This window comes from Alkalidesulfovibrio alkalitolerans DSM 16529 (genome assembly GCF_000422245.1).
GTDB classification, from domain to species: Bacteria; Desulfobacterota; Desulfovibrionia; order Desulfovibrionales; family Desulfovibrionaceae; genus Alkalidesulfovibrio; species Alkalidesulfovibrio alkalitolerans.
On sequence record NZ_ATHI01000026.1, the window covers coordinates 180,054 to 197,178 of the forward strand.

14 protein-coding genes are annotated in these 17,125 nt (G+C 62.9%); 8 read left to right on the forward strand and 6 right to left on the reverse strand.

The window, feature by feature from the left end; translation table 11 throughout:
- Window positions 1–165: 165 nt before the first annotated feature.
- Entirely contained in the window at window positions 166–1,497 is a 1,332-nt protein-coding gene (locus tag DSAT_RS08360; protein ID WP_040371075.1) for a sigma-54 interaction domain-containing protein, read from the reverse strand.
- A 281-nt stretch (window positions 1,498–1,778) separates the two neighbouring features.
- Between DSAT_RS08360 and DSAT_RS08365 the strand changes: the two genes are divergently transcribed.
- From DSAT_RS08365 to DSAT_RS08390, 6 genes are all read left to right on the forward strand, one after another.
- Window positions 1,779–4,070: a PAS domain S-box protein gene (locus tag DSAT_RS08365; RefSeq protein WP_201764135.1), complete on the forward strand. Its 2,292-nt coding sequence runs from the start codon at window positions 1,779–1,781 to the stop codon at window positions 4,068–4,070.
- Window positions 4,063–5,193: a sensor histidine kinase gene (locus tag DSAT_RS08370; RefSeq protein WP_020887062.1), complete on the forward strand. Its 1,131-nt coding sequence runs from the start codon at window positions 4,063–4,065 to the stop codon at window positions 5,191–5,193. Before DSAT_RS08365 ends, DSAT_RS08370 begins: the two co-directional genes overlap by 8 nt.
- A gap of 17 nt (window positions 5,194–5,210) precedes the next feature.
- The gene (locus DSAT_RS08375; RefSeq protein ID WP_020887063.1) at window positions 5,211–5,747 is read left to right on the forward strand and encodes a hypothetical protein; all 537 of its coding nucleotides are present in this window, start codon (window positions 5,211–5,213) and stop codon (window positions 5,745–5,747) included.
- 2 nt (window positions 5,748–5,749) lie between these two features.
- Window positions 5,750–6,706, forward strand: coding sequence for a universal stress protein (locus DSAT_RS08380; protein ID WP_020887064.1), 957 nt, complete (start codon window positions 5,750–5,752; stop codon window positions 6,704–6,706).
- A 2-nt stretch (window positions 6,707–6,708) separates the two neighbouring features.
- A complete protein-coding gene (locus DSAT_RS08385; protein ID WP_020887065.1) occupies window positions 6,709–7,131 on the forward strand; it encodes a response regulator in 423 nt (140 codons plus the stop codon).
- 100 nt (window positions 7,132–7,231) lie between these two features.
- On the forward strand, window positions 7,232–8,749 hold the full coding sequence (locus DSAT_RS08390) for a hybrid sensor histidine kinase/response regulator (RefSeq protein ID WP_020887066.1): 1,518 nt from the start codon (window positions 7,232–7,234) through the stop codon (window positions 8,747–8,749).
- An 81-nt stretch (window positions 8,750–8,830) separates the two neighbouring features.
- Here the strand turns inward: DSAT_RS08390 and DSAT_RS08395 are convergent, their stop codons facing one another.
- The 5 genes from DSAT_RS08395 to DSAT_RS08415 form a co-directional block, all read right to left on the reverse strand.
- The gene (locus DSAT_RS08395) at window positions 8,831–9,421 is read right to left on the reverse strand and encodes an Abi family protein (protein ID WP_020887067.1); all 591 of its coding nucleotides are present in this window, start codon (window positions 9,419–9,421) and stop codon (window positions 8,831–8,833) included.
- Between the two features lie 31 nt (window positions 9,422–9,452).
- A complete protein-coding gene (locus DSAT_RS15855; RefSeq protein WP_040371027.1) occupies window positions 9,453–9,701 on the reverse strand; it encodes an Abi family protein in 249 nt (82 codons plus the stop codon).
- Window positions 9,702–10,116: 415 nt separating this feature from the next.
- Window positions 10,117–11,781, reverse strand: coding sequence for a flagellar hook protein FlgE (locus DSAT_RS08405; protein ID WP_020887069.1), 1,665 nt, complete (start codon window positions 11,779–11,781; stop codon window positions 10,117–10,119).
- A 57-nt stretch (window positions 11,782–11,838) separates the two neighbouring features.
- Entirely contained in the window at window positions 11,839–12,609 is a 771-nt protein-coding gene (locus tag DSAT_RS08410) for a flagellar hook assembly protein FlgD (protein ID WP_020887070.1), read from the reverse strand.
- Window positions 12,610–12,633: 24 nt separating this feature from the next.
- Window positions 12,634–14,349 (reverse strand): flagellar hook-length control protein FliK, encoded by a 1,716-nt coding sequence (locus DSAT_RS08415; protein WP_020887071.1) that lies wholly within the window; start codon window positions 14,347–14,349, stop codon window positions 12,634–12,636.
- Between the two features lie 224 nt (window positions 14,350–14,573).
- On the opposite strand from DSAT_RS08415, the gene DSAT_RS08420 reads away from it, so the two are divergent.
- Complete coding sequence (locus DSAT_RS08420) at window positions 14,574–15,326, forward strand: tetratricopeptide repeat protein (protein WP_020887072.1); 753 nt, start codon at window positions 14,574–14,576, stop codon at window positions 15,324–15,326.
- 137 nt (window positions 15,327–15,463) lie between these two features.
- Window positions 15,464–17,125 carry an OpgD/OpgG family glucan biosynthesis protein gene (locus DSAT_RS08425; RefSeq protein ID WP_235695935.1) on the forward strand — a complete coding sequence of 554 codons (1,662 nt, stop codon included), beginning with the start codon at window positions 15,464–15,466 and terminating at the stop codon, window positions 17,123–17,125.

Genomic DNA, 17,125 nt, shown 5'->3' on the forward strand with positions numbered 1-17,125 from the left:
GGACCATGCCTCGGAGTCGAGGCCGTGCGTGCCGACGGTCCTTGTCTAAGCATGGGGCGTACCAGATAAAAAGCGAAGTGATGACGGATTGTTATGATACCGGAAGAGACTTGCGCCCTGCGCGGGGGGCGAAAAGTACGCCCCCCGGAAGGGGAGAAGGACGCGTTATTCGTCCGCCTGCGCGCCACCGGAGAGAATTCTGCGCAGGGTGTCCTTTGAAATGTCGAGTTCGCGGCAGGCGGCCATTTTTTTGCCCTTGTGGCGTTGCACGGCCTCCACGGCTGCGGCGTACTTGATGTCGCGAAGCGTGCAGCGCCTGCCGCGCGACAGGCGCGGCTCCTCGCGCGGATGGAGGTTCTCGGGCAGATGCTCGGCCTGGATGTAGCCGTCTTGGCAGAGGATGAAGGCGTATTCGATGATGTTCTCGAGTTCGCGGACGTTACCGGGGAAGGGGTGTCTGAGGAGCATCTGGAAGACGTCTTCGGAGACCCCTTGGATGCTCTTGCCCGTGAGACAGTTGTGGCGGTTGATGAAGTGGCTGATGAGCAGGGGGATGTCCTCGGGGCGTTCGCGAAGCGGCGGCAGACGGAGTTGGACAACGTTCAGCCGGTAGAAGAGGTCGTCGCGGAAGCGTCCCTGCTCCACCAGGGCCTGCAGGTCGCGGTTGGTGGCCGCGATGACGCGGGCGTTGGTGGAAATGCTCTTGACTGAACCCAGTGGCTCGTAGGTGCGCTCCTGGAGCACGCGCAGGATTTTGACCTGCAAGGGCAGGGGCATGTCGCCGATCTCGTCGAGCAGTATTGTTCCGTCCTGGGCGGCATGGAAGCGGCCCGGCTTGTCGGTCTTGGCGTCGGTGAAGGCTCCTGCCTTGTATCCGAAGAGTTCGGATTCGAGCAGGGTATCGGGCAGCGCGCCGCAGTTCACTGCCGTGAAGGGGCCTTTCCTGAAGCGGCTGAGGTTGTGCAGGGCGCGCGCGAAGAGTTCCTTGCCCGTACCCGATTCGCCCAGGATGAGCACCGTGGAGTCGCTGGCCGCGATCTGGGGCAGGATCTGCAGGACGCGGATCAGGGACTGACTTTTGGTGATGATGTCTTCGAGCGTGTAGAGCCCTTCGAGCTTCTGGCGCATGAGCTTGATGGCCGTGATGTCGCGGAAGGTCTCCACCCCGCCCACGATCTCGCCTGCTTCATTGCGTAGCGGCGAGGCGCTGATGCTCACCGAGACCTTGCTGCCGTCGGGCCTGAGAATGAAGATGGATTTGTTGGAAAGAGTCCTGTCGTTATGGATGCTGTGCTCCAGGGCGCACGACCCGTCGCAGATGCTGGAGCGGAAGACCTCCCAGCACTTGCGGCCTACGGCCTCGTCGCGCGGCACCCCGGTGATCTCCTCGGCGGCCCTGTTGAAGAAGGTCACGGTCCATTCCCGATCCACGGTGAACACGCCGTCGGCGATGCTCTCCATGATGGATTCGCATGGAATTTCGATGTGCAGTCCCATGGCGGCCTCCGGGAGGCTCTTCGCTTTGAGGTTGCCGTGCAGGTTACCCCATACCGGTCCCCGGGACAAGTCGGCGCGGACCGTTTCGGACGCCTTTTCATCCTTGTTTTTGTCCGGGCTCGTTTCGCGCCCGTTTCGGGACGCATTCGTGGTTGTCATGGGCAACTCCCCTGAAAAGACAGGATGTTTTGTTGGCACACATAATGCTGTTCTTACAGAAAACGTTCCAACCCGTACCACATGGGCGAAAAAATCGTCGTGCCCCATGCGAGGCGGCGGAAGTGACGGGAAAAGGCGGTCGGGACATGGTCTCCGTGACGCGAAGCCTCACCGGAAAGTTGATCGTGCTCATCGGCGGTATTCTGCTCGTCGGGATCACGGCCCTGTCCTACTTCGCCATCGCCAACCACAGGGACTATCTGATGAAGAACCTTCTGGCGCAGGGCGACAAGCTTTCCACGACCATCAAGCTTGGCACGCACTACGCCATGATGCTCAACTCGCGCGACGACATCACCCAGATCATCACCAACATCGGCAGCCAGGAGGGCATCGAGAGCCTACGCATCTATAACAAGGAAGGGCAGATCAAATTTTCCAACAACCAGGCCGAGGTGGACTCCGTGACCAACATCCGCGACGAGGCCTGCTTCGTTTGCCACCGCGTGGAGCCTCCGCTCGTGAACCTGGAATTGTCCGAGCGCACTCGCCTCTTCGAGGGCCCCGACGGGTTCCGGCGGCTTGGCATCATCGCGCCGATCCACAACGAGCCCGGATGCGTGGGCGAATGCCATTTCCATCCGCCCGAGAAGCAGGTTTTGGGAGCCATCGACTTCGTCGTCTCCCTCGCCCGGACGGACGGCGAGATCATCACCCTGGAACGTCGGCTGATGTTCTTCACCGCCTTCATCTTCATCGTCATCAGCGGGGCCATCTACGTCTTCATGGTCAAGGTCATCAGGAAGCCGATCATGGAACTGGTGCGCGGAACGCGCCTTATCGCGCGCGGCGAACCCAACCCCGACATCGACGTGCGGCAGGACGACGAGGTGGGCCTTTTGGCCTCGTCCATCACCAGCATGGGGCGGGCCATCGCGGCCAAGCAGGCCGAACTCAACCGGCAGCGCGACGAGTATCAGAACCTCTTCGCCCGCGTGCCCTGCATCATCACCGTGCAGGACCGCAACTACCGCCTCATCCGCTACAACCGCGAGTTTGCCGAGAAGTTCAAGCCCAGGCCCGGCGACTTTTGCTACCACGCCTATAAAAACAGGACGTCCAAGTGTCCCGACTGCCCTGTGGAGCAGACCTTCGCCACCAACCGCTCGCACACCAGCGAGGAATCCGGTCCGGACAAGGACGGCAACATGCGCCACTGGCTGGTCACCACCTCGCCCATCACCAACGAGGCGGGCGAAGTCGTGGCGGCCATGGAGATGTGCCTGGACATCACCCCGCGCAAGGAGTTGGAGCGCGAGTTGACCAAGTCCGAGCAGAAATACCAGGCCATCTTCAGCAACATCCCAAATCCCGTCTTCGTCCTCGACCACGAGACCCTGAACATCCTCGACTGCAACCAGAGCGTGGAGGCGGTCTACGGCATCACGCGCGAACGGCTTATGAGTTCCTCCTTTCTGGACCTTTTCAGGCCCTCGGAACGTGAGCGCTACGCGCGCGAGCTCCGTGAGCACGAGGTCATCGACCGCGCGGTGCACATGGCCGCCGAGGGGCGCAGGATTTTCGTGACCATCCGCGTCTCACCCTCGGAGTACGGAGGACACAAGGTCTGGCTGGTGACCACGAGCGACATCACCAAGCGCTTGGAGACCGAGCAGAAGTTCATCCAGGCGGGTAAGATGGCTACTCTGGGCGAGATGGCCGCTGGCGTGGCGCACGAACTGAACCAGCCGCTCACGGTCATCAAGGCGGCCAGCGGGTTCATCCTTGGCAGGGTCGGACGCGGCCAGGAAGTGCCCCCGGAATTGCTTGCGGACCTGGCGCGCGAGGTGGACGGGCACGTGGACCGCGCATCGCGAATCATCAACCATCTGCGTGAGTTCGGCCGCAAGCCCGACATGCAGCTCTCGCCGGCGCAGGCCAATGACATCCTGCGCCGGGCTCTGGACATCTTCAGCCAACAACTCAAACTGCGCGAGATCGAGGTGGTCTTCGACCTGGCCGAGAACCTGCCTCCCGTCATGGCGGACGCCGGAAGACTCGAACAGGTCTTCGTGAACCTGCTCATCAACGCCCGCGACGCCATCGAGGAGCGATGGGCAGCAGCTCCGCCTGGAGACGAAGGAAAGCGAATCACGCTTGAGACGAGGCAGGAGGACGGCCAGGTGGTCATCCGCATGGCGGACAACGGCGCGGGCATCCCCAAGGGAGTCATGGAGCGCATCTTCGAACCGTTCTTCACTACCAAGAAGGTCGGCAAGGGAACAGGGCTTGGACTCTCCATCAGCTACGGCATCATCCAGGACATGGGAGGCTCCATCAAGGTGGATTCGGCCGAGGGTCGGGGAACCGCCTTCACCATCAGCCTGCCTCGGGCGGAGGACGGCAATGGTTGAACACATTCTGCTCGTGGATGACGAAGAGGGCATTCGCAAGATGCTCGGCCTGACTTTGCGCGACGCCGGATACACGGTCTTCACTGCCGGAGGCGGGGAGGAGGCGCTGGCGGTTTTCGCGCGCGAGCGGCCTCAGATCGTGCTTACGGACATCAAGATGCCGGGCATGGACGGTATCGAGGTGCTCGGCCGCATCAAGGAACTCTCGCCGGACACGGAAGTGATCATGATCACCGGCCACGGCGACGTGGACCTGGCCATCCAGAGCATCAAGCACCAGGCCACGGATTTCGTGACCAAGCCGGTCAACGAGGAAATCCTGAAGATCGCGCTTTCCCGCGCGGCGGAGCGAATCGCCATGCGCCGCCAGATCCGCGAGCATACCGAGAACCTGGAGCGCCTAGTCGAGGAAAAGACCCGCGACCTGATCGCGGCGGAGCGTTTCGCCGCCGTGGGTCGCACCGCCGCTGGGCTCTCGCACGCCATCAAGAACATCGCCTCGGGCCTTGAGGGAGCCATCTTCATGATCGAGGAGGGGCGGACCACCTGTCGGCCCGAATCCCTGGACCAGGGATGGGAGATGCTCAAGGCGAGCGTGCAGCGCATCAAGAACCTTTCCATGGAACTCTTGCGACTTTCGGGCCGCACCATGCTCTGCATCGGCACTCACGACCCGGACGGGACGGCGCGCGAGGTCGCGGAATTCATGGCGTCTTCGGCCAAGGAACGCGGCATAGCGTTCTCGATTGAATGCGGAGCCGGACCGGGTCCAGTTCTTTTTGACGCCGAGGCCATGCACCGCTGTCTCCTGAACCTCGTGACCAACGCCATCGACGCCTGCGCCGAGTCTGAACAGGGTCCCCGACGAGTTGCCCTGACTACCTCGCGCGAAGACGGGTTCGTGTGGTTCAGCGTGGCGGATAACGGCCCAGGCATGAGCGAGGCCATCCGGCGGCGCATATTCACGGAGCCGTTGAGCACCAAGGGAAGCAGGGGAACGGGCTTTGGCCTGCTCTCTGCCAAGCAAATCGCCGAGGCCCACGGGGGAAGCATCGAGGTCTTCAGCACACCGGGCGGCGGCGCGGTTTTCGTGGTCGGAATTCCCGCCCGCGAGCCCAGGTGAAGGAGAGGGAGACGCGCATGGAACAGGTGACGCTCAGGCGCGGCGGGCTGCTCGAAGCCGAAGGGTGGGCCGTGGGGGACGATCCCCTGCCCTGGCTCGGCGCGGCCCTGGCCCTCGACGCGGACGCGCGGCTGCGCGACTTCTTCGCCATGCTTGCGCGCCATCCGGTGCTCGTCCGCGTCAGCCCCTTTCTGCCGGGGCTTATGGAGCAATACGCCCAGTGGCCCGGACGCTGCCCGGAACCCCTTGGCATCGAGGAAATCGTCGTGATCAAGGTTGTGGAGTTGATCGGATTTCCAGGCCCGCCGCGCCTGGAGATCTATACCGCCCTCACGGGCGTGTGCGGCGGCGAGGAGGTGGAATTGAAGGCCCATCCGGTCAAGACCATCGTGGATCTGCCGGTTCGGCTGGGCCGTCTCAAACACAGGGTGCTAGGCGACAGGCTCGAAGAGATGGAATTCGAGACGAGGCACACCCTCTTCGAGTTCATCGACGGTATGGCGTGGCAGTTGGGCTTTCACGGAACCCCCATGGAATGTGCCTTGAGGAGGTAGTTATGTTCGAGAGGATCCTTTTCGCGACAACGGCTTCGCCCACGTGCGACGACGCGGCCAAAGTGGCCTTCGAGTTGTCCAAGAAGAACAAGTCGCAGTTGTCGGTGTTTCACGTCTTCGGCATCCCCACGCGCGGCTTCAGCACCTTCGTGCGCGACATCCGCACCGGCGAGATCGAGGAACCGGACGAGAACTACACCGCGCTGGTCGTGGAGGAGATGCGGCACACGTATGAGAAGTTCCTGCCGACCTACGACCAGATCGCCATCGAGGCGGTGACCGGCGAACCGGCCACCGAGATCCTGCGCAAGGCGCGCAAGGATGACGTGAACATGATCATCATGGGCGCGCACTCGCGGGCCGAAGACATCGGAGCGACGCGCCACAGGGCCATCACGGGCAGCACCATGCAGCGCGTGGCCCGTGCTGCTCGGTGTCCGGTGCTCATCGTCAGTCGGCCCTGCGTGACCTGCTGGTCGTACTTCGCCAACATCGTGGTCGGCGTGGACTTCACCAAGGCCAGCGACTCGGCCTTCGCCTTCGCCCTGAACGTGGCCAAGGAGATCGGCTGCAAGCTGCACGTCTTCCACTGCATCGACCTCTCGACCGAGCCAGCGCTGACCCCGCCCACGCAGGGCGAGGTGGAGGAGCGCGTGGCCAAGGCGCGCAAGAAGATGGAGGAGAAGTACATCTCCAAGATGGGCGACTTCGACAACTACACCGCCGACATATGGGAGGGCATGCCCTACGTGGAGATCCTCAAGTTCGCGCGCGAGCACAAGGCCGACCTCATCGTGCTGGCCCACCACACGCGCGAAGTCGATCCCGAGCAGGCGCTTTTGGGCAGCACCGTGGAACAGGTCGTGCTGCGCTCGGCCTGCCCGGTGTGCAGCGTGAACCATCCCGACAAGGTGGATGTGACGCCCTACGGAGTGCGTCCGGCCGGGGAAGGCGAGTAGCGATGGCCGAGGGCCCCGCGCGCACGGTTCTGGTGGTGGATGACGAGCCGCATCTGCGGGTCTTTCTCGCCGCCGTGTTCCGTTCCGCGGGCTTTCGGACGGTCACGGCCGCGAGCGGGGCCGAAGGTCTGGTCAAGGCCAGGGAGGCGAGACCCGATCTCGTCTCCCTGGACCTGATGATGCCCGGCCAGGGCGGACTCGTCATGTACCGGGGGCTGCGCGAGGATCCCGGGCTTTGCGACGTTCCGGTGCTCATCGTCTCGGCCGTGCCGCCCAAGGCTTTTGGCCATTCCCTGGCCATGCTGCGGGCCACGCTGCCGGACGGCCTGAGGGCTCCGGAAGCCTATGTGGAGAAGCCGCCCACGCCCGAGGCGCTTCTTGAGGCTGCCGAAAGGCTCCTTTCCGGGACAAGGGCAGAGGGGTGACCCATGCCGGTGGCCTTTCCTCGGGCACCGGGGTAGGGTAAAAGAAACAGGACGTGCGGCATGCGCCGCTGATCTCCATCACTGCTCGAAAGGGAGTTCCATGCCGCGTACGGTGCTGCTTGCCGACGACGAGGACGGCATTCGCAGGATGCTCGGGTTGATCCTGTCCGACCTGGGCCACGAGGTCATCGAGGCCCGCGACGGCCGCGAGGCCCTGTCGCTGTTCGAAGCGCGCCGCCCCGACATCGTGGTCACGGACGTGCGCATGCCCGGCGTAGACGGCCTCGATCTGCTCAGGCGAATCAAGGCCGAGCGTCCCGGCACCGAGGTCATCATCATCACCGGGCATGCGGACCTCGATTTGGCCATCGAGGGCTTGCGCCTGGATGCGGGCGACTTCATCGCCAAGCCCGTGCGGGCCGAGGTTCTGGAGATCGCCATCAGGCGCGCCGAGGCCAAGATCGGCCTGCGCGAGCAGCTCGCCCGCCAGTCCGAGGAGTTGCAGCGGCGGCTGCACGACGAACTGGCCGCTTCGCAGTTGCGGTTCCAGCTTCTCTTCGACGAGGCCCCCTGCTTCATCGCGGTCCTGGACAGGAATCTGGTCATCACGGCGGCCAACCGACGTCTCAAGGAGGAGATCGGCGGCCATGTGGGCGAGCTGTGCCACAAGGCCCTCAAACGCAGCGCGAGCCGCTGCCCCGAATGCCCGGTGCAGGCGACCTTCCGCGATGGTCAATCGCACCGCGCCGAGGCGGTCATTGTCTCACGCGAGGGAAAGCCGCTGCACGTGCTCATCCGCACCGCGCCCATCCTGGGGCCGGACGGCGAGGTGGAGCAGGTCATGGAGCTTGCCGCGGACATCACCGAGGTCCGCCAGCTCGAAAACCACCTCACGCAACTGGGCATGCTCATGGCCTCGCTCTCGCACGGCATCAAGGGGCTGCTCACGGCCCTGGACGGCGCGGTCTACAAGGTGGACTCGGGCATCAAGCGCGACGATCGGGAAAGGCTCGTGGACGGCTGGGCCGAGGTGCGCACGCTCCTTGGCCGGGTCAAGGGCATGGTTCTCGACATTCTCTACTGCGCCAAGAAGCGCGAGCCCAACCTGGCCCGGGTGGACGTGGCTGAATTCGCGGCCCGCGTGGCCGACGTCATCGAGTCCAAGGCCGAGACGCACGGCGTTGGCTTCGTGCGCGATTTCGGGCCTTCCCTGGGCACGTTCATGCTCGACGAGGGCGCGCTTTCCGCCGCTCTGGTGAATCTTTTGGAGAACGCGGTGGAGGCCTGCCTGGCCGACGCCTCGCGCCGCGAGCACGAGGTGACCTTCGCCGTGCGCAGGAACAGCGGCGCGCTGGCGCTCTCCATCGCGGACAACGGCGTGGGCATGCCTGCCGAGACCAAGAACAAGCTCTTCACGGTCTTTTTCTCGACCAAGGGCTCCAGGGGCACGGGACTTGGGCTGTTCATCGCCCGCCAGACCGTGCAGGCCCACGGCGGAACCATCGGCGTGGAATCGACGCCCGGCGAGGGCAGCGTCTTCACCATCACCCTGCCAGGGGCGGCCAGGGATTCCTGCGAAGCGGAAATGAAAGAGCCGGCGGCGAAGCCTCCGGCCTGAGATTTCCGTCCTGTCAAAAGCGGCCGCGCGGCTATTTCCGGCGCATCCTGTGACGTTTGGCGACCATGTCGAGCGGAGCGGCTACAGCCCCCAGAAGGGATCGGCCTGCCAGTCACTCTTGAAACCCATGTTGAAATGCCGCTGGTCGCCAAATCCGCTCGCAAGTGTGCGAAAATCATGTATCCATTTGTTTTCGTTGTTTATTGTCATCAACAGGTGGTGGATCATGTAGGCCACTGCGGAAAACCTATCCTCCGCAGTCAGGGAATTCGGAGATGCGCCTCGCATCTGTTTAGGGCTGACCCCGAGGACTCTGTTCCAGAGTCTTCCATGGTGAGCGCAGATATTTCTGACATAGCTCAGAGAATGTATCCAGCTTTCCATGATCACCTTGGGGAGACCGAAACGTGCCGCGATTTCTTGCTTGTCACGGTGATCGGCCAATTCCTGGTAGAGCCGCGACCATGTTCCGAGGGTGGTAATCTCGATGAGCATCCATCCTGGCGGGAGGTGCGGCGTGTCGTAATTGTTTTTGTAGTGGCGGGTGAAAAGCTCTTTCGATTTTTCAAACTGCCGTTCGCACTGGCAGAGAAATTCCTTGTGCCTGAACTTCCCTCGCTTGAAGATGGATTCGTCTTGATACCAGAACGGAGTGGCGTATTTCGCGCACATCCATTCGTTGAATGCGGTTCTGAAAGCCAGCTCAATGCATTATCGCCTCAAGGGCGTGCAATCTGAGGGCTTTGTCGAATGCCATGAGTTCGAAGATGTCTTCGAAACGTGAGCCAGGGAAAAATGGTTTGACGGGGTCTCGGCAATCACGGAGCGCCAAGGCGTAGCCCTTGATGCGGTAGTAGCTGTAGGTGGAGATGATTTTGGCTGCGAACGCCGTGTCGTCCACGGCAAGACCCTTTCGCTGGAGGTAGGCGATGAGATCCGCGCAGCAGAGCACGGGTTTCGAGTACGGACGTAAGGAAGAAGGCATAAAAAAACCCGAAGTTTGGCATCACGCGATCAGTCTACGACTGCGCACATGAGAGGCATTCGGGCTTGTTGTAAATACAACTACCCATGTCCATTGGCCCTGTCAAGCATCGGCAACGGGTATCTCTGGCTGTCTCAGGTATCAGGTCGCCCAGCGCAACTTGGGCATCTATACATGATCTACTTGCCGTTGGCAAGGAAAGCGGTGGCAAGCAGGTATGTGAACGTGCCAAGCCGGAAGGAGCAGTCTCTTTCGGCCCGATCCCGTTGGGATATTGATTTGCCCTTGGGCTGATACGGAGGGCGAAACGATCCGGAGCCGCCGCCTGGGTCTTGGGAGGGAGCGGCGGCTCCGGGAAGGGAGAGGCAGTTGTCCGTCAGGCCTAGCGCTTGAGCTGGATCAGTTCGCCGAGCATGGTGTCCGTGGTGGTGATGACCTTGGAGTTGGCTTGGAAGCCGCGCTGCGTGGTGATCATCTTCACGAACTCGCGGGCCATGTCCACGTTGGACTGTTCGAGCGAGTTGGAGGCGATGCTGCCAAGGCCGGCCGTGTTGGGCCTGTTGGTCACGGCCGGACCGGACTCGCGGGTTTCGGCGAAGAGATTGCCGCCCTCGCGGGTCAATCCCCAGTTATTGTTGAAGTTCGCCAGGGTGATGACGTAGAGCTTCAGCACCTGTCCGTTGGAGTATCGCCCGGTCAGCACGCCGTCGCGATTCACCGAGATGTTCTGTAGGAACCCGGCAGAGAAACCATCCTGGGACTGGAAGATGGTCGTGGAGCCTGCGCTGAAGGACGTGGTGGCCAGGGCGGCGCGTTCGCTGTCATTGAAGCCCGGCAGGAAGTTTTGCACCGTGGCGCCGTTGGCGGGCAGTCCCGAGAGCGCGGCCGCGTTGGAGACCGATCCGGAGCGCCATTGCGTCTCCAGGCTGCGCAGGCCGAAGTTCAGTTCGATGAGCACGTTCGATGATGTCGCGTCGGCCGAGTCGGTGAAGCTGGCTCTGTCTCTCGAGAGGAAGTTGGCCACGACCATGGGGTAGCCGTTCTGCGAGAAGGTCTGCGGCGTGCGCCAGTTGGAGAGGTCCATGAGGTTCCCGGGGTTGGGCATGGCCCCCGACTGGAGTTGGAAAAGGCTCATGTTCTCCAGTTCGCCCGCGGCGTTGAAGGTCAGCGTGCCCGTGGCCAGAAGGCCGGCGGCCGAGGTGTTGCGCAGTTCGATGCGCGCGCCACCCGAGGTGGTGAAAAACCGGCCGTCCTCGGAGGGCGGCACGGAGACGATGAATTCCCAGACCTTGCGGCCGCCCGCGTTGCTCACGGTGACGGGATCGAAGAAGACCGAAAGGTTGTGCGACGAACCGTTCTCGTCGTAGACTTTCAGGGTCGTCTGGTAGGCGTACTGGGTCTGGCCTATGGGCTGGTCGGCTTGGCCGTCCCAGCGCTTGAACATGGCGAAGAAAGGATCCACCGGGTCGCTCGAACGGCTGGGCTCGCCCGAGTCGAGGTTGGTGATGATGGTCACTGAGCTCGTCTCGCGCGGGGAGGATTGGAAGTTCTCGAGCCTGATGTCCGTGGGCACGCCCTTGATGCGGGTGCTGGCCGAAGAGATGGCCGCGGCGGTCGTGGTGGCCGCCGTGAGTCTCGTGTCGTCCACCTCCCAGCCCTGGAGCACGTAGCCGTGCGGGTCCACGAGATAGCCGTCGCGGTCGAAGCGGAAATTGCCCGCGCGTGTGTAGTAGACCTGCTCCTCGTTCTTGACCTTGACCAGGAAGAAGCCGCTGCCGCCGATGGCCAGGTCAGTGGACTCGTTGGTGGTCTCGAAGGAGCCTTGGCTGAAATCGGAGAGGATGGCCCCGATCTTCACGCCCCGTCCGACCTGGCCCACGCCCTGGGCCGTGGCCACGTTCTGGCTGATGGCATCCTCGAAGTGCATGCGCGAGGATTTGAACCCCACGGTGTTGACGTTTGCGATGTTGTTGCCGAGCACCGACATCTTCTCGCCGTGCGCCGACAGTCCGGTGATGCCCGAGAAAAGTGCTGCTGAAAGACCCATATGACCCTCCGTGAATCGTTGGTGCGAAATTGTGCTTCGTTGTCGTGATCAGGAAGCCTAGGCGGCTTCGGCGTCGCCCGAATCGCCGTCCGAATCGCCAGTTCCGTCCGAGTCGCCGGTTCCACCGGTTCCGCCGGTGTTGCCGCTGCTGGCCGACGGGTTGACCACTTCCTTGATGTCCATGAAGTTGACCACGCGACCGTCGGTGAGGCGCAGGTAGTTCTGGCCGTCCTCCGTGACCACGCCTGCCACGCGGCCCACGACCTGGGTATTGACGAATACCGGCTGCCCTTCGAGGCCTTCGGCGACGATGGAGATGCCGTACACGCCATCGGGAGTGCTCTTGCCCTGCCAATCCAGGCCGTCCCAGGAGAATTCGTAGCTGCCGGGCTGCATGGCTCCGCCCTGAATGGTCTGGACGACGTTGCCCCAGGAATCGAAGATGTTCACGTACACAGCGGAGACCGTGTCCTCGAGTTCGTAGTAGGCCGTGGAGACCCGGCCGCCGACCTTGCTCAATACGTTGCCCTCGGCGCGGATGTCCTTGCCGATGTAGCTCACGGCAGAGAGCACTTCCTGCCGGTTCGTGGCCTCGATCATCTTGCCGATGCCTTCGTTGATGTGAGTCAACTGCTCAAGCTGCGAGAAGTTCGCGAGCTGCGCCGTGAACTCCTTGTCTTCCATGGGGTTCAGGGGGTCCTGGTGGCCGAGCTGCGCGACCAGAAGCGTGAGGAAGGCGTCCCGGTCGAGATCCTTCTTCAGCTCGCTCTTGGTCGGATCCTTGTAGAAATCCTTTTCCGCCCGTCCGATGCCCTGAAATCCGTACATGATCCTACTCCCTCAAGATTCCGCTCAGGCCACGACGTACAGGCCGTTCTCGCCCAGAAGGGCGGCCACGGACTGGCCGGTCTGGTCGCGGGACATGCTCGTGTCGCCGATGACTTCGCGCAGGACGCGCATGCGGTTGCGCAGATCGGCCATGAGTTGGCGCTGCTGTTCCATGTTGTGCTGCTCGGTGCTGGTCCACTGACGGCCTTCGAGCGAATTGTCCGACAATCCGGTCTTGACCTCCAACTCGGTCACGCGCAGTCCCTGCTGTTCGAGGGATTCGCGCACCTGGGCGAGCTGTTCGGCCAGGACCCGGGTGACGTCCTGATGCTCGGTGCGGATCAGGGCCCGCACTTCCTTGCCCTGGACCTGCAGGGTCAGATGGACTTGTCCCAGGTTTTCGGGTTCGAGCTGCAGCGTCAGGCGGCTCGCTCCGTTTTGCAGATTTTTGAACAGCCCCTTGTCGATCTGGTCGAAGATCGCCCTGTCGGAATATTTTGCCGCGGTGTTTTCGGATTTCGGCGCGGCGTCCTGAGCCCGAAGCTGCGCCTGCTCCATGAAGCGGACCGTGGCTTGGCGCATCTCGCCGCCGCGTTCGTCCAGCCGTTCGAAAAACGTCTTCCAGCCCGAGGGGTCGTCCTTGGACGCTCTGGCGTTCGCCTCGCGGGTGTCGCGGGGATCTCGCAGGTTCTCAGATGAGTCGCGGGGATCGCGCTCGCGGCCGGCTTGCTCGCCGTCGCGCCCCCGCCCGGCTTCACCCACGACCTTCTGGTCGTCCTTGGCGTCCTTGCCCAGAAAGCGTTCGACCAGCGTCTCGTCCTTGTCCTTGGAGATGATCTTCTTGCGGGCTTCGTCGGCCGCGCCGCCGTCCGCACCCGTGGCACGTTCCCTGGCGTCACGCAGGATAGTGGTCAGATCCTTCTGCAATTCGGCCAGGGCGTCGCGGCGGGCGGCCAGGCGAGCCGCGTCCTCGCTCTGGAGCTGGGACAGGGCGTTCTTGATCTCGGAGATACCGAAAGTCTCGCGTTCTCCGGAGCCGAGCAGGCTCACCAGCCGGTCACGCAATTCGGCCGGAGCCTTCATCGCCTCGGCCAGGGCATGCACACCTTTGGGAGAGAGATCCAGCAACCTGTCCGGCGGCAGGGAGTCGAGCTTTTTCTGGAGCACTGCCAGAACATCGCGGAAGCGGCCCTGTTCGAGGTCCTTCAGGAGTCCCTTGGATTCGTCGGGCGAGAAGCCGATCTTTTGGAAAAAGAGATCAAGCTCCTGTTTTTGCGGAGCGGTGAGGGGATTGGATATCTTCCCCTCACCAAGTTCGTGCGTCTTTTGCATCAGCGTGGAGACGAGCTGGCCCCAGGTGAGACCGCCCTTGCTGTTCACGCGATCTTCGAGTTCGTCGATGTCGGCCTTGGCCAAGCCGTATTTCTGCAGGCTTTCCCGTACTCTGGCGAAATCCATGGGCGTGAGCGCTACCTCGCGCGGGTCACCCTGCTCCTTCTCGATGCGGCGGAAGGACTGGGTATCGACGCTTCCGGCGTTGCGGCGGGCATTCTCTCCCTCGGCCAGCCCCTGCCTGGCGGCGTTTTCACCCTGGCCCATGATGCGCGCGGCCGCCTCGCGGCCGTCGCTCGCCGCATCGTTCAGGATCGAAGCGAAGGATGCGGCCGTCTTCTGCGTCTCGGACGCGCCGAAACCGAAGAGGAGGTCGGTCTGTTTACTGGTGTCGGGAAGAATCTGCATTCTCGCGCTCCTTTGCGGCGGGAATAATCAAAGCCCGTACTAAAAAATAAAATCCAGCAATTCCAAATGTATATTTTCGAGTGGAAAACGGAGAAGGCAGATTTTTCCCCTTCACGGAGGTCTTGGGAAAGGTCTGGCGGGTGCGGCTGTCAAACGCGGGACTGGCGAAACAGGTCATTGCAGGGTATCGTCCCGCCCTAACGACTATCCCAGGGGGGCGCGGCGTGAAGAACGGAGAAGAGTATCCGGTGATTCTAGGAGTCTATTCCTTGCAAAAGGAAGGCGGCATCGGCGTGGGCGGCACGTCCTCTAGACATGCACAGATCACGTACTGGTACGCGCGCAGGCTTTCGCCCGAGATCTACGAAGTGCAGCCGCTGAACGCGCACCACGTGCCCTCGGGGCTGCGCAAGGAACTGCCGGAGATCGAGTTCCTGACTGCCTATGCGCCGGAGCCGACCTACTACCGGACGAACACCGTTCCCGCCTTGCAGACCCTGGCCAGGAAGATTGCGGAGGGCGAGCGCCTCTTTTCCCTGAATCAGCTCGACGCGGCCGAGAAACAGTTTCTCAAGGCCCTGATGATCGATGGACTGAACGTGCGCGCCAACTACGGCCTGGGCGAGGTCTATTCGGAGAAGAAGGACTTCGTGAAGCTCAAGAAGGTGCTCGACACGCTGCTCGGCATCGACGAGGCATTCCACCAGGAACAGAGGGAGCGCTTCAATTCCTTCGGCATCAACCTGCGCAAGAACGGGCACTTCGAGGAATCCCTGCGTTTCTACCAGCGGGCCTTGGAGTTCAACGACCGCGACGAGCACGTCTTCTTCAACATCGCCCGCGTCTACTTCGACAAGGGTGACACGGACAGTTGCAAAGAGCATTTGCGCAGGGCCCTCGACCTCAACCCTGGGTTTTCGGAGGCACTGAAGTTTCTCAGATACTGCGACCAGCACGGCGCAGCCAGGACCGCCTGATCCCCAGGCCTCTCCCGCGGGACGGGCGCGAACCGTGGATCGGCGGGCCGGAATGGACGCGATTGCTTTCCTTTCGCCGTGCTGCTAGATACCGCGCCGCGTATAAGGGATGATCCCGCGCACGCAACGAGAGGTCCATGATCATGAGCATACGCGCGGTCGAACGATTCGGCCGTTTTCGCCGCATGGGGCGCATTTTGCTCCTGTGTCTTGCTTTCTGTCTGCTGGCCCTGCCCGCCAAGACGGCCAAGGAGGCCGGAGGGAATGGGGCGCGTCCCGCCCAGCCCCGGCCCGCCGAGAGCGCGGCCAAACCCCGGATGGCGGAAGAATCCGCCGAAACGTTCGGCTTCGAACAGGTTGCGGCCATGGCCGAGGCTCTGTCCAAGGCCCCGCACGAACCGCCTGTGCCGGGCGTTCCGTCCTTCCTCCTGCAAGGCAATCAATACTGGGACGCCATCCGCTACAAGGCAGAAAAGGCCTTGTGGCACGGTGAGAAGCTTCCGCACACGCTGCAGTTCTTCCATCCGGGCGGGCGCTACGACCGGGCCGTGGCCGTGCACGTGATCGAGGACGGCCGGGTCTCTCCCGTGCCCTTCTCCCGGGAACTCTTCGACTACGGCGCGCTCCCCCGTCAGGACGAGATTCCGGGCGATCTCGGATTTGCGGGCTTCCGCGCCCACGCCCCCATCAACTCCTCCACGGTCATGGACGAGTACCTCGTCTTTTTGGGGGCCACGTATTTCCGCTCCGTGGGCAAAGGACAGTTCTACGGCTCCTCGGCGCGCGGCTTGGCCATCGACACGGCCCAGCCCCGGGGCGAGGAGTTCCCCTGGTTCTCGAAATTCTGGGTGGTCAAGCCCAAGCCCAAAGACCGTCAACTGACGGTCCATGCCCTCATGGACAGTCCGAGCGTGACCGGGGCGTTCACCTTCACTTCGCAGCCGGGGCTGCCCACGGTAGTCGAGGTCAAGAGCGTGCTCTTCCCGCGCCGTCCCGTGGATAAACTCGGCATCGCGCCGCTGAACAGCATGTTTCTGATGGGCGAGAACTCCACGGGCCGCAGGTTCGAAGATTACCGGCCCGAGGTGCACGACGCGGACGGCCTGCTCGTGGCCTTGCAAAACGGCGAGTGGATCTGGCGGCCCCTGCAGAACCCGCGCACGCTGCAGATCAACTCGTTCGCCGCGCCCGGCCTGAAGGGCTTTGGACTCATGCAGCGCGACCGCGACTTCGCCAGCTACCAGGACCTTTCGCTGCGCCAGGAGCTTCGCCCCAGCATATGGGTGGAGCCGCTGGGCGAGTGGGGCGAAGGCCGCGTCGAACTGGTGCAGATTCCTACGGACAACGAGAACAACGACAACATCACGGCCTTCTGGACTCCGGCCGTCCAGCCCACGCCCGGCGAGCCCCTGCGTTTCGCCTACCGCGTCTATTGGGGCGGCCCCTTCAAGGACATCCCGCCCGATGGCTATGTGACCGCCACGCGTGTCGGTCGCGATCTCGACGGCAAGACCAGGGTTTTCGTCCTCGACTTCGACGGCCAGAAGCTTCGCGAGTTGGCCTCCGACAGCCCGCCTCAGGCGGTGGTCACCGTCGGCGCCGGGGCCACGCTCGTTGGGCAGCGCATCGAGAAGAACCCGGTCACCGGGGCTTGGCGTCTGACGTTTCGCATCCTGCCCGACGATCCGTCCGGGCTGCATGTAGTCCTGGACAAGCGGCCGCCAATCGAGATGCGCGTCTTTCTGCGTGATCTCGTGAACACGCTGACCGAGACGTGGAGCTACTCCTACAGGCTGTGA

What these genes read in the sequence shown, in the direction of transcription:
- DSAT_RS08360 (WP_040371075.1), bottom strand. Translation starts at nt 1,497, where the DNA reads ATGGGACTGCACATCGAAATTCCATGCGAATCCATCATGGAGAGCATC.
- DSAT_RS08370 (WP_020887062.1), top strand. Translation starts at nt 4,063, where the DNA reads ATGGTTGAACACATTCTGCTCGTGGATGACGAAGAGGGCATTCGCAAG.
- DSAT_RS08375 (WP_020887063.1), top strand. Translation starts at nt 5,211, where the DNA reads ATGGAACAGGTGACGCTCAGGCGCGGCGGGCTGCTCGAAGCCGAAGGG.
- DSAT_RS08380 (WP_020887064.1), top strand. Translation starts at nt 5,750, where the DNA reads ATGTTCGAGAGGATCCTTTTCGCGACAACGGCTTCGCCCACGTGCGAC.
- DSAT_RS08385 (WP_020887065.1), top strand. Translation starts at nt 6,709, where the DNA reads ATGGCCGAGGGCCCCGCGCGCACGGTTCTGGTGGTGGATGACGAGCCG.
- DSAT_RS08390 (WP_020887066.1), top strand. Translation starts at nt 7,232, where the DNA reads ATGCCGCGTACGGTGCTGCTTGCCGACGACGAGGACGGCATTCGCAGG.
- DSAT_RS08395 (WP_020887067.1), bottom strand. Translation starts at nt 9,421, where the DNA reads ATGTGCGCGAAATACGCCACTCCGTTCTGGTATCAAGACGAATCCATC.
- DSAT_RS08405 (WP_020887069.1), bottom strand. Translation starts at nt 11,781, where the DNA reads ATGGGTCTTTCAGCAGCACTTTTCTCGGGCATCACCGGACTGTCGGCG.
- DSAT_RS08410 (WP_020887070.1), bottom strand. Translation starts at nt 12,609, where the DNA reads ATGTACGGATTTCAGGGCATCGGACGGGCGGAAAAGGATTTCTACAAG.
- DSAT_RS08415 (WP_020887071.1), bottom strand. Translation starts at nt 14,349, where the DNA reads ATGCAGATTCTTCCCGACACCAGTAAACAGACCGACCTCCTCTTCGGT.
- DSAT_RS08425 (WP_235695935.1), top strand. Translation starts at nt 15,464, where the DNA reads ATGATCATGAGCATACGCGCGGTCGAACGATTCGGCCGTTTTCGCCGC.